10 protein-coding genes are annotated in these 12,141 nt (G+C 71.1%); 3 read left to right on the forward strand and 7 right to left on the reverse strand.

Annotated elements, in window-relative coordinates; all coding sequences use genetic code 11:
- Positions 1–3 precede the first annotated feature (3 nt).
- The 5 genes from OG828_RS46585 to OG828_RS46605 all read right to left on the reverse strand — a co-directional run bounded on the left by OG828_RS46585 (position 4) and on the right by OG828_RS46605 (position 6,954).
- Entirely contained in the window at positions 4–1,290 is a 1,287-nt protein-coding gene (locus OG828_RS46585) for a TRAP transporter large permease subunit (RefSeq protein ID WP_328442132.1), read from the reverse strand.
- A gap of 3 nt (positions 1,291–1,293) precedes the next feature.
- Positions 1,294–1,899: a hypothetical protein gene (locus OG828_RS46590; protein ID WP_328442133.1), complete on the reverse strand. Its 606-nt coding sequence runs from the start codon at positions 1,897–1,899 to the stop codon at positions 1,294–1,296.
- Positions 1,896–4,040: a hydantoinase/oxoprolinase family protein gene (locus OG828_RS46595; RefSeq protein ID WP_328504558.1), complete on the reverse strand. Its 2,145-nt coding sequence runs from the start codon at positions 4,038–4,040 to the stop codon at positions 1,896–1,898. The genes OG828_RS46590 and OG828_RS46595 overlap by 4 nt, the downstream gene beginning before the upstream one ends.
- 122 nt (positions 4,041–4,162) lie before the next feature.
- On the reverse strand, positions 4,163–5,773 hold the full coding sequence (locus tag OG828_RS46600; RefSeq protein ID WP_328442134.1) for an FAD-dependent oxidoreductase: 1,611 nt from the start codon (positions 5,771–5,773) through the stop codon (positions 4,163–4,165).
- A 77-nt stretch (positions 5,774–5,850) separates the two neighbouring features.
- Positions 5,851–6,954: a LacI family DNA-binding transcriptional regulator gene (locus OG828_RS46605; RefSeq protein WP_328442135.1), complete on the reverse strand. Its 1,104-nt coding sequence runs from the start codon at positions 6,952–6,954 to the stop codon at positions 5,851–5,853.
- 313 nt (positions 6,955–7,267) lie between these two features.
- Here OG828_RS46605 and OG828_RS46610 point away from each other — a divergent pair, with 313 nt between their 5' ends.
- Both OG828_RS46610 and OG828_RS46615 read left to right on the forward strand, forming a co-directional pair.
- On the forward strand, positions 7,268–8,197 hold the full coding sequence (locus OG828_RS46610) for a UTP--glucose-1-phosphate uridylyltransferase (protein WP_328442136.1): 930 nt from the start codon (positions 7,268–7,270) through the stop codon (positions 8,195–8,197).
- A gap of 243 nt (positions 8,198–8,440) precedes the next feature.
- On the forward strand, positions 8,441–9,700 hold the full coding sequence (locus OG828_RS46615; protein WP_328442137.1) for an SLC13 family permease: 1,260 nt from the start codon (positions 8,441–8,443) through the stop codon (positions 9,698–9,700).
- Between the two features lie 27 nt (positions 9,701–9,727).
- Here the strand turns inward: OG828_RS46615 and OG828_RS46620 are convergent, their stop codons facing one another.
- Together OG828_RS46620 and OG828_RS46625 are read right to left on the reverse strand one after the other, a co-directional pair.
- Positions 9,728–10,300 carry a GNAT family N-acetyltransferase gene (locus OG828_RS46620; RefSeq protein WP_328442138.1) on the reverse strand — a complete coding sequence of 191 codons (573 nt, stop codon included), beginning with the start codon at positions 10,298–10,300 and terminating at the stop codon, positions 9,728–9,730.
- A 43-nt stretch (positions 10,301–10,343) separates the two neighbouring features.
- Positions 10,344–10,934, reverse strand: a complete 591-nt coding sequence (locus tag OG828_RS46625; protein ID WP_328442139.1) for a TetR/AcrR family transcriptional regulator — start codon at positions 10,932–10,934, stop codon at positions 10,344–10,346.
- A gap of 175 nt (positions 10,935–11,109) precedes the next feature.
- On the opposite strand from OG828_RS46625, the gene OG828_RS46630 reads away from it, so the two are divergent.
- A complete protein-coding gene (locus OG828_RS46630; protein ID WP_328504559.1) occupies positions 11,110–12,018 on the forward strand; it encodes an alpha/beta hydrolase family protein in 909 nt (302 codons plus the stop codon).
- Positions 12,019–12,141 lie beyond the last annotated feature (123 nt).

Consider the following 12,141-nt stretch of genomic DNA (forward strand, 5'->3'; position numbering starts at 1 on the left):
ACGTCAGAGGTAGGTGGCCGCGGTGACGCACAGCCCGCCGAGGGCGACAGCCCACACATACGGGAGCGTGCGCACCATGACCTGCTGCGGGGAGACTCCCGCATACTGGGCGGCCCAGACGGTCTGCGTACTGGTCGGGTCGGCGACGCCGAAGACCTGGTTGTACGACGTGGCCATACCGAGGACGACCGCGGCGGGATAAATGCCCGTGGCGATCAGGACGCCCGCGATCCCGGCACCCAGCCCGAAGACGTTCAGCGGTCCGCGGTAGAGGCACAGCGGCGCGAGCAGCGTGAAGACGATGACGAACAGCACGGCGTTGTGCGGGCTGACCGCCTTCATCAGCGGTTCGAGTGCGTCGACGGCACCGGGCAGCTTCACCGCGGCGAGCAGGATGCCGATGGCGATGAACAGGGCGATCGGCGGGGCGGCCACCTCGAATCCGCCGTACAGGGTGCGCAGGAGCCGCTTGTTCATGTCCCGGGGCCGGGTGGTGGTGGCCAGGGCGTACAGGACGCCGGCCAACAGGGAGGGGATGATGGCGAGTTCGAAGCCCAGGGCGAGGATCAAGGGTACGGCCGGGGTGAGCAGCGCGTACCAGGGGGCGTCGCCCAGCTTCTCCCGTCGGCTGGGTGAACGGGGCTTTTCCTGCAGAGACTTGAGCGACCAGGTGTGTTCCACGCCGCGTCGGCGCGACTCGACGAACACGTAGAGGACGGCGGCCACCAGGGCGAACGGGAACAGCTTGACCATGAACCCGCGGACGGTCGGCACGGGCAGTTCCAGAGCCGTGGAGAAGAACTGCCACAGGGGCAGTTCGAACGGGATGCCCACGGCGATGCCCATGAGGATGGTCCCCGCGGCAGTCACCTTGGGGATGCCCACGGCGATCATGGCCGGGATACCGATGAGCCCGGCGAGCATCGCGGCAGGCGCGGAACCGGTGACGGTCCCGACGAGGGCGGAGACAGCCAGCACCCCGAGGGCCACGACGACCGGGCGGTCACCGCCGAACTCGACGATCTTGCGGACGAGCGTGGCGGCGACGCCCGTCTCCTCCAGGAGCTTGCCGAGCCACGAACCCAGCACGATGGCGATCATGGTGGCGGCCAGCGTGGGCGCGCCCTCCTGGAGAACCGTGTCGATGACGCTGTTCTTCCCGGTCAGCGGCGCGCCGGCGAGGAAGGCGATGACGACGGCGAGGAGGACGAGCGCGAAGGCCGTGGGCAGTCTGCGGGTGAGCATGGCTGCGACCCCCGCCGCCATGACGAGCAGGATGACGAGACCCATGGTTCATCTCTCCCTTCCGGGCGCGGTCACCGCGGCGGTGAGCGCGGCGGTGAGGAGCAGGGGGCTGCGGCCGAGTCCGCAGACCGTACGGGCACAGGCGTGGGCGGCGATCTCCTCGGCCCCCGCCACATGGCCGAGGACCCGGAATCGGCCGACTCGCAGGGCGATGTGCCCGACCGCTTCCTTGAGGGCGGCCTTCGTCTCCTTGCGGTGCAGCAGTTCGTGCGCGGCCTCATGGGCGAGGGCTGCGGCACGCACGGATCCCACGGGATACCAGGAGCGCCAGCCGAGTTCGTCGATCAGCGTCTCGGCCCGTTCGATGGTGTCGGTGTACAACTCGACGGTGGCGGGACGCGAGGTGTAGCGGGCGAGCAGTAACTGCTCGAGTCCGTCGCCGCGTTCGACGATCCGGGCGCGGCACGGGCCGGGGTCGAGTGTGGCGCCGAACGCGTCGGCGGCCTGGGCCCATTGGCGCAGTCGGGCACCTTCACGTCCCTCGTGCGTGGGCGTCGCGGCGAGCAGGCGTACCGCCAGGTCGAGGTCGTCCGCGGCCGGATCGGCGGCGGGCCCGAGGAGTCCCACCACCCGTCCCGCGCGGGAGCCGGTCATGACCGCACCTCCAGTACGGCGACCACGGGTTCGTCGGCCGCGCGGTCACGCATCTCGCTGCGGGCCAGGGCGAGCAGGGGCTGCGGGTCGAGGACTCCGGAGAGGTCGGCGATGCGGGAGCCGAGGAGGAGGCGCAGCGCGGGGGCGCGGACGCCCCCGTCGCCGTACGACGTGGCCTCGCGCACCAGGTGGGCGAGGAGTTCGGGGGCGGCAGCCACGGTGGTGGCGGCCACGCGCGCGTCGGAGGCGTGCAGGCGCACCACGCCGTCGGCGTCGACGACGCGTACGGGTCGCCGGGTGGCCCTCATTCGGCGGCGCACCTCCGTGCCGAAGACCGTGTGGGCCGGCGTGCCGGCGAGGACGCGGACCCGGGCGGGGTCGGTCTTGAGGCTGGCGGCCGCCGCGGCGAGGCGTCCGTCGTTGTCGGTGCTGTGCGCGCGGTCCTGGGTCCGCAGTTCGGTGGCGCCGGTGGCGATGGCGCGCACGGTGCTGGTCTGCGGGTCGAAGGTCACCTCGACCTCGACCCCGTCGGCCGCGGCCCCCTGGGCGACGACGGCCTGTTCGGCCTCGGCGCGTACGGCGAGGATCTGCTCCTGGCCGGCACCGGGGATGATCCGCTCGATCTGCTCCCGCACCAGGGCGAGGGCCACGCCGATCGGGCTGATGACCTCGTTGTTCCGGGCGATCCTGCCCTCCATCCCGCTGAGCGCCGCCACGTGCGGAGTGACGGTGGCCGCTCCTCCGCCGCCGCCGACGAGCACCGCGGTGTCGGGGTCGAGGCGGTAGTCGCGGACGAGCCCGTCCACCACCTTCCTCACCTGGGTCACGCCCGCGTCGAGGATCCGGCCCGCGGCCGTCGGCACGTCCACGCCCAGGACGGCGGCGAGGGGGGCGATCGCGGCCCTGGCCACCTCCTGGTCGCAGCGCGCGAAGTCCCCTTCGGGGACGCGGCCGAGCGCGTTGGCGGCGCAGGTCATGGTGATGGCGTACCGGCCGCCCGCCGCGTCCAGGACGGCGTAGTCACCCGGGTCCTCCGGCATCGGGGCCACCGTGGCGAGAGCCGCGTCGCGCAGGTCGTCGGGGCCGGCGAAACAGGCGTAGGGCAGTCCCGCGATGTGGGCGCTGCGCGGCCCGACGCCTGTGACTCGGGCCTGCTGGACGCCGGTCCGGTCGATACGGACCATCGAGCCGCCGCCGACCCCGACGGTGCGCACGTCCAGGGCGTTGAGGTACGAGGCCTTGCCGAGCATCGTGGCGTGCCGGACGGCGACCCTGCCACGGCGTACGACGCTGATGTCGGTGGAGGTGCCGCCGGTTTCGAGGAAGACGCCCTCGCTGATCCGCTCCTGCATCAGGGCGCCGGCGACTCCGGCCGCGGGGCCCGACAGCACGGTCAGCAGCGGGCGTCGTCGCATCTCGTCCAGCGCCATGACCCCGCCGTCGCAGCGCATGACCATGAGCGGTGCGGTGACGCCCGCCTTGGTGATGGACGCGTCCACGAGGTCGGCGGTGGTGAGCATGCGCGGCAGGATGGCCGCGTTCACGACGGCGGTGCGGGTCCGCTTGTGCAGCCCGTACAGCGAGGTGATCTCGTGCGCCGCCGTCATCGGAAGCCCGGCAGGCCCGGCCGCCTCCAGTACGGACCGCTCCCCTTCGGGCCGGTCGACGGCGAACGGCTCGGTGGCGACGAGGACTTGGGCGCCAGCTCCCCTCAACTCCTCGACCGCGGTACGTACGGCGGTCGCGTCATCCGGGTCGGCGACGTGGGCGTAGGCGAGCGGAAGCCGCTTGCCGGGGGCGAGTTCGAGCCGGCCCAGCGCGGCGAGGCGGCGGGTCAGGACGGCTGCCGGTCCTGAGCCGATGCCGATCAGGCCGACCGTGGCCACATCGCCCTCCAGCAGGGCGTTGGTGGCCTGGGTCGTGCCGTGCGCCAGGAAGGCGATGTCGGCGGGAGCGCGGTCGACCTGTTCGAGCAGCCTGCCGAGTGCTTCGACGATGCCGTGGGCGACTCCGTCCTCGTGATGGTGGCTGGTGGGGACTTTGACCTGGCCCAGCAGGCCCAGTGTCGTGGCGTCCACGGCGACGGCGTCGGTGAAGGTTCCGCCCACGTCGATGCCGACGCGGATGCGGTGATGGGTCATGTCGCAGCACCTCCTTGTGCTGTGAAAGTCGTGCTCGGGTGGTCGCGGGCGGGGCAGGGGAAGCCGGGGCCTTCCTGCTCACGCGCGCGGTTCGGCGTCCGGGGCCGCCGTGTGTGCCGGGGTCAGTAGCCGCGTACGTCGGGCCAGTGGCGCTGTACTCCGTCGCGGTCGAGCCGGCGGGCGAATTCCTCGAACCGCTTGTCCTCGGCCTGGACCTGGTGCGGTTCGACGTCCTCGGCCAGGCAGTGGGCGGCGAGCGCACCGGCGGCCTCGCCGATGTTCCACTCCACCGGGTGGAGCCGGAAGCAGCCGTTGGTGATGTGTGTCGTGCCGATGTTCTTGCCTGCCGGCAGCAGGTTGCGGACCCGTCGCGGCACCAGTGCCCCGAGCGGGATCTCGAAGGGCACCGAGCCGATGTCGATGTAGGTGTCACCGCCCGTCGAGGGGTGCAGGTCGATGCGGTAGCCGCCGACTCCGACGGAGTCCCGGTGCCTGGTGCCGCCGTAGGGTCCGACCAGGTCGATCGCCACGTCGTGCTCGGTGACGGTGGTGACGGCCTTGATACGGCGCGACTCGCGGACGTAAGGCGCCTTCGCCAGGCCGTCGGCGGTGCCGGTCACGTCGGGGCGCAGGCGCAGGCCCGGTAACCCGGTGCCGCCGTCCGGGCGGGGCGCCTCGGTCTGCAGCCAGTACAGGACCGACAGGGACAACTGCCGTGCCTCGGCGACCGCTTCGGCTCCGGTCTGTGCTCCGGCCCCGACGAGCGGCTTCAACCAGTAGTCGTTGAGTGGCCAGTTGACGAGGGTGATGTCGGAGTCGAAGGCTCCGGGGCGGTGCATCCTGTGGGCGAGGATGCGGCGGAAGCCCCACAGTTCCTTGTCGCCCGCGTCCGTGCTCTGGTCGGCGCTCACCGCGAGCGGGTCGTGGTCCGGGTTGGGGACGAAGGTACGCGACACGGGTTCCAGGGTGCGCGGATCGGGGGCCCCGAAGCCGAGGAGCGGTCCGGGCCAGAAGTCCGGCCGGTACGCGCGCCAGAAGTCGTAGTCCGCCGGACGGTCGACCGTGTGGTCCTCACCCTCGTGATGGGAGAGCGCGAAGCACACGGTGATGCCCTGCTGGTTGAGCGGCTGGGCCCGGTCCGGGGCGTGCGGCTCGTCGTACTCGGAGCGCGCCTCGGCACCACAGGCGTGCTCGACACCCGCGAGGTCGAGGAGTTCACCGGTCTCCGTGGCGTCGAGGACGTATCGGGCCGCGAGGGTGACGCGGGTGCCGTCGTACCGGTGCTCCAGCGTCACGGCCCGTACGACATCGTTGTCGGATTCCGCCGTGACGGGCCGGTGGTCGGTGAGGACGGTCAGCCGTCCGGCGGCCCGGTGGGGCGCGAGCATGGCCTCCAGCACGGCCAGTGCCACCCGCGGCTCGTGACAGAGTTTGCTCACGCGTCCGGCGCCGGGGTTGAGATCCTTGAGCGCCAGCGCCTGAGAGCGCATCGGGTACCACTGCCGGTACCACTGCCGTATGCCCTCACGGAGTTGGCGGTACGAGGCGGTGGTGCCGAACTGCTCGACCCAAGGGTGTTCGTCCGGGGGCACGGCCTGCGAGGTGAGCTGTCCGCCGATCCAGTCGGTCTCCTCGGTGAGCACGACGCTGCGTCCGGCCCGGCAGGCGGCCAGCGCCGCGGCGACGCCGCCGAGTCCGCCGCCCACGATGAGGATGTCCGCTTCGGGTATCACGCTTCTCCTTGCTGGTTGTTCCGGTCCACGGAGGATTCGGTGGACTCAGTCGACTCGGTGGATTCGGTGCGGGGAGGTCAACGGCGCTCCGGCGGCCTCCCGGTGGTCGCACCTGGCCGGAACACACAAGTGACCAGGGGTTCTTCGGCCTGCTCGTCGGCCACGAGTGCGGCCAGCAACCGGACCGCGGCCGCGCCCAACTCGTGGCGGGGGATGTCGAACCCGGTGGGTTGCGGACCCTCGACGAGATCGGGCGGAGGGCTGCCGAGGAGAGCGAGGGAGAGATCATCGGGGCAGGTCAGGCCGGCTTCGTCCACGGCTGCGCGCAGAGCGCGCCAGGCGGCCCCGGTGTCGGTCTCCTCCGCGACGAAGGCGGTGACGCCCTCGGCAAGCCATCGGCCCAGCCTCTCGGGTGTGAGGTCGCGCTGCGGATCGGCGCAGCGGAGGACGGCCTGGGGCCCGCCGGCCAGTCCGGCCGCCTCCAGCCCCTCCAGGAAGCCCCGTTGACGGTCCGTCGAGGCGGGCGCGTCATCGTCCTCACGGACCAGGACGATGCGGCGGTGCCCCAGTGACGCCAGGTGCCGGACCACTTCGCTGCTGGCGCTCACATAGTCGGCGCCCACCCAGGACAGTCCTTCCAGCTCCTCGCGACGCCCGAGGTGCACGACCGGGAACCCGTCGGCGACCATCCGCTTCAGCTCGGCGAGCGGGACGTGCCGGCCAAGGAACAGACAACCGTCAGCGAGCCGCACCCGGTTCAACGCCTCGGGCCCGGCCGCCCCGGCACCACCGGAACTCGACCCCGTGAACAGCACCAAGTCGTAGCCGCGCGCGGCGGCTTCTCGCTCCACGCCGACGAGGAAGGGGTAGTACGAGTGCTGCACGTCCGTCGGGAAGGTGGCCGTGAAGCTGAAGACGCCGAGCAGGTTGTTGCGGGCCGCCGCCAGGCGCCGAGCCGCGGGATCCGGTGCGTAGCCAAGACTGCGGGCGGCATCGAGCACCCTCTGACGTGTCTCGTCGGAGATCGCCGAGGCCTGCGCCTTGTCCGACAGCACGAGCGACACCGTGGCCTGGGACACCCCGGCCAGTCGGGCGACCTCCGCTTGCCGCGGTCGTGACGTGCGTCCCGCCACGGTGGGGGTCCGACCACGCCGTGACCGCTTCCTGGGCTGCTCCACCATGCTCCCCACCCGGCCGCTCACGACCGATGTCCGGGCTGTTGATGCGTATCAGTAATGCGTATCAGTAATGCGCATTAGCCCGTACTGTGAGCGCCTTGAGGGCGTCGGTCAAGGCTTCCTGCACGATTTCTTCGGACCTCGGCCGACGACGACAACACACGTTCACCGCCCTCTGCCGCCGAGGCCGGACAGCCCCCCAGCTCAAGGCGGTGATCGGCGGGACGGGCGAGCGGCAGGGGCGGCGGAGGCGTTGGTAGCGTCGGCGTGTGCCGTGCCGGCCGGTGCGGTGTGCCGCTCGACCGAGAGAGACCTGATGTCCCCGACGATTCGCAGGGCCGTGATCCCGGCCGCCGGACTCGGTTCCCGTCTGCTGCCCCTGACGAAGGCGACACCGAAGGAGATGCTCCCGGTCGGCGACAAGCCGGTCATCGAGCACACCGTCCGCGAGTTGGTGGACTCGGGTATCACCGACATCACCATCGTCGTCTCCGGCGGCAAGAGCCTCATCCAGGACCACTTCCGCCCCAACCCCGCCCTCGTCGAACAACTCCGCGCCGACGGCAAGCCGGCCTACGCGGACGCGGTGGAGGAGGTCGCCGAGCTGGCCCGCCGGGGCCACATCACCTACCTGGACCAGTACGGCCCGTACGGCAACGGCACTCCGGTGCTGAACGCCGCCCGTGCCTTCGGCGACGAGCCCGTGCTGGTGCTGTGGCCCGACGACGTCTTCGTGGCCGAGGTCCCCCGCGCCCAGCAGCTGATCCGCGCGTACGAGCAGACCGGCTGCCCGGTGCTGGCGCTCCTGCCGATGGACCCCACCGAGTCCCAGCGCTACGGCGTGCCCATCGTCAAGGAAGACCTCGGCGACGGCCAGCTCCGCATCACCGGCCTGGTCGAGAAGCCCGAGCCGGCCGCCGCCCCCTCGTCGTACGCCGCGATCGGCGGCTATGTCGTCACCCCCGGCATCATCGACGAACTGCGCGAACAGACCCGTCGCTGGTACGAGCACAGGACCGGCGAGGTCTACCTGACCGACGCCATCAACGCCTACGCCGCCACCCGCGCGGTCTACGGGCAGGTCATCAAGGGCCGCTGGTACGACACCGGCAACCCGGCCGACTACCTGGTCGCCCAGATGGCGTTCGGCCTCGCCCACCCGCAGTACGGCCCCGTCCTGCGCGGCCTGGTCGCGGGACTCGACGTCGACAGCGCTGCCGCCGTCGAGGCGGAAGCCGGCGCCTGACCTGCCGCCTTCCGTTCCGGGCGGTCCTCAGGGGGCGGCCCGGAACAGGGTGCCTCGCATGGGGAGACGTCCTGCCACGCGCGCTCGTCCTGCGCTGCTCTCACGGCGACGGGGTGTCCGTCGCCGTGGTCGAACAGCCGGCCCTCCGCCCGATGTGCCGCGCGGCCCCAGGTGAGCGGCCGGGTCGAGCCGAGCCCGGCGGCCTGCGACGGGGCGGTGACCCGGTCCTGACGCGCCACGTGGATGATCGATGCCGTGCTGCTCGAGTCCCTGTCGGTCGCCGCGCTGGTCGTGGTGCTGGTGTGCGCCGTCGTCCGCCCCTTCCGCTGGCCGGAGGCGGCCTTCGCGGTACCCGCGGCCGGCATCGTGGTCGCGGCCGGCGGGATCCCGATCGCGGAAGTGCGGGAGGAGGCGGCCCGGCTCGGGCCGGTGATCGGCTTCCTCGCCGCCGTACTGGTGCTCGCCAAGCTCTGTGACGACGAGGGCCTCTTCCACGCCTGCGGGACATGGATGGCCCGCTGGTCCCGCCGCCGACCGCACAGGCTGCTGGGCGCGGTCTTCGCTCTCGCCTCGCTGATCACTGCCGTGCTCGGTCTGGACGCCACCGTGGTCCTGCTGACGCCGGTGGTGTTCGCCACCGCCGCGCGGATGGGGGCCCGGCCGCGCCCTCACGTCTATGCCGGCGCGCATCTGTCGAACACGGCGTCCCTGCTGTTGCCGGTGTCGAACCTGACGAACCTGCTCGCCTTCACGGCGACGGGGCTGACCTTCACACGTTTCGCGTTGCTGATGACCTTGCCATGGCTGGCGGCCATCGCCGTCGAGTACGCCGTCTTCCGCCGCTTCTTCGCCGCCGAACTCAACGCGCCGACCGATCCGACGGCGTCGGATGAGCCTGCGGAGCTGCCCCTGTTCGCGCTGGTGACAGTCGCCGCCACCCTCGCCGGTTTCGTCGTGGCTTCCGCACTCGGCGTCGACCCGGCCTGGTCTGCGGCGGCCGGCGCGGCCGTGATGGCCGTACGTGCCCTGGCTCGCCGGCACACGACTGCGGCCGCGATCGTACGCTCCGCCGACGTGCCCTTCCTCGCCTTCGTCCTCGCCCTCGGTGTGGTCGTACGGGCCGTCGTCGACAACGGCCTGGGCCGGGCTCTCGGGAATGTCCTGCCCGACGGCACCACGCTGCCCGCCCTGCTGGGCATCGCCGCGCTCGCCGCACTCCTGGCGAACCTGATCAACAACCTGCCCGCCGTCCTCGCCCTCGTGCCCCTGGCCGCACCGTCCGGGCCCGGCGCGATCCTGGCCGTCCTGCTGGGCGTCAACATCGGCCCGAACCTCACCTACGCCGGATCCCTGGCCACGCTGCTGTGGCGGCGTATCGCCCACCATCATGATCACGACGTCAGGCTCAAGGAGTTCACGCTCCTCGGCCTGCTCACCGTCCCCCTCGCCCTGCTGGCCTCCACCCTCGCCTTGTGGGCCTCGCTGAAGATCATGGGGGAGTGAGGGCTCCTTGCTTGCCCTGCTGACCGGTCAGCGCAGGTCGAGTCGCATCAGGATCCGGGGATGACCGGCCAGCACCGAGGTGGTGTCGGCGGCGTGCACGAACTCGGCGCGTTCGAAGTTCTTCCGCAGCCCGGCGTACGCCATCGTCATGTCGACCCTCGCGTCGCCGTTGTCGAGAGGATACGCCTCGATCGCCGGTGCGCCGTGAGCGCGGGCGAACTCCACCGCGCCCGCGATGAGGGCGTGCGAGACGCCCTTCTTCCGGTGGCCGGGGCGCACACGGATGCACCACAGCGACCAGACGGGCAGGTCGTCGACGTGCGGGATCTTGCGGTTGCGTGCGAAGGAGGTGTCCGATCGGGGCGCGACGGCGGCCCAGCCGACGGGTTCCTCACCGTCGTAGGCGATCACTCCCGGAGCGGGTTTCCCGCGGCACAGGTCGGCGACGTACTCACCGCGGGCCGGTCCGCGCAGCTCGTTGTTGAGCTTGGACGGGATCCGGTAGCTCAGGCACCAGCAGACGTTGGCGCCCGGTGACTTGGGACCGAGCAGCGTACGGACATCCTCGAAGACCGAAGCCGGGCGCACCTCGATGGTCATGGCCCCACGATGTCACGGCCCACATCGCGACGCACGGCCGCCGTCACCCCGGTAGGCGCAGCCCGGCGATGAGGAGTTCGACCAGTCGGCGTGCGTCGTAGCGGGGATTGTCGCCGGCGCCCGCGCACAGCCCTCCGACGCCGCGCATGAGTTCGTACGCGTCCTGGCCGGGGCGGATCTCACCGGCGTCGGCGGCGGCTTCGAGGAGCTGGGTGCAGACAGGCACGAGGCGGTCGAGGAAGTAGGAGTGCAGGGGGTCGAAGCAGGGGTCGTCGGACTGCAGGACGGCCGCGAGCCCGTGTTTGGTGACCAGGAAGTCGACGAAGAGGTTGATCCATTGCCCGAGCGCGGCGTGGGGAGTCGCGCTGCTCGCGAGCAGGGCGGGCCCGGCCTCGGCGAGGGCGTCGACCTGGTGGCGGTAGACGGCGATGATGAGATCCGCCCGCGTCGGGAAGTGGCGGTAGATCGTGGCCGTTCCGACCCCGGCCTTGGCCGCGATGTCGCGGATCGGCGCTTCCACGCCTGCCGTGACGAAGACCGCGGCGGCCGCGTCGAGCAGCGTCTCCTGGTTGCGCCGGGCGTCGGCCCGTTTGGGCCGCGCTGCGCGTCCTGCGTCCCGCTCGTCTTCGTTCACCGCACCCTTCCCTTCGCTGCCGTGCTTGCTTGCTAAACGGGACAGTGTCCCGTATTTATTAAACGGGACACTGTCCCACTTCTTCATGATGCCAGACCCAGGACGTCAACCGCGCAACTGCTGAAAGGAAGGCCGCCCCATGGCCGAATCAGCCAGGGCAACCATGGATCCAGCCATGAGCGCGCCCACTCCCATCGTCTCCGTGAAGCCGATACCGCTGCCGGCGCCGGGCCGTGGATACGACCTCCACGTGCGCGTGTCCGCCCCGACGGCCGGACACGAACTGCCCCTCATTGTCTTCTCGCACGGCTTCGGCTCATCGCTGGACGGCTACGGACCGCTGGCCGACTTCTGGGCCGCTCACGGATTCGTCGTCATCCAGCCCACGCATCTCGACTCCAGGACCCTGGCCCTTCCCCCGGACGATCCCCGCACACCACGGATCTGGCGTTACCGAGTCGAGGACATGAAGCGCATCCTCGACCACCTTGATCTCCTGGAAGCCGCCGTGCCGGGCCTCAGCGGCCGCCTGGACCGAAGCCGTATCGCCGCAGCCGGCCACTCCTTCGGCGGCCAGACCGCCGGCAATCTGCTGGGCCTGCGAGTCCTCGATGAGCAGAACAAGAAGGGAGAGGACCTTTCCGACTCGCGCATCAAAGCGGGCGTACTGCTCGCCACGGCCGGACAGGGCGGCGCCGACCTGACACCGTTCGCGGCCGAGCACTTCCCGTTCATGAACCCGAGTTTCGCGGACATGACCACGCCGACCCTCGTGGTCGCGGGGGATCAGGACGACTCGCCGCTGACCGTTCGGGGGCCGGACTGGTGCGCCGACCCCTATTTCTTGAGTCCCGGCAGCAAGAGCCTGCTCACCGTGTTCGGGGCCGAACACTCGCTGGGCGGAATCCCCGGCTACGAAGCCAAGGAGACAACGGACGAGAACCCCCAACGAGTTGCCCTCATCCAACGGCTCACCTGGGCCTACCTTCGCAGCGCGCTCGACCCGCAGGACCCCAGCTGGCCGGCAGCCCGCACGGCGTTGACGGCGAGCGGCAATCCATTGGGCCGCATCGAATCCAAGTGAAAGTGCATGCGCTCAGTCGTCGAGTCCATGGACAGCGCCTGCCGAACTCCGTTCCTCTGATGGCACAGCGGGCCGGCCACGGCCGGAACTCCCGCTGCCTCATGACTGGTTGGGCTCGCGATC

The organism is Streptomyces sp. NBC_00457, from assembly GCF_036014015.1.
Taxonomy (GTDB): domain Bacteria; phylum Actinomycetota; class Actinomycetes; order Streptomycetales; family Streptomycetaceae; genus Streptomyces.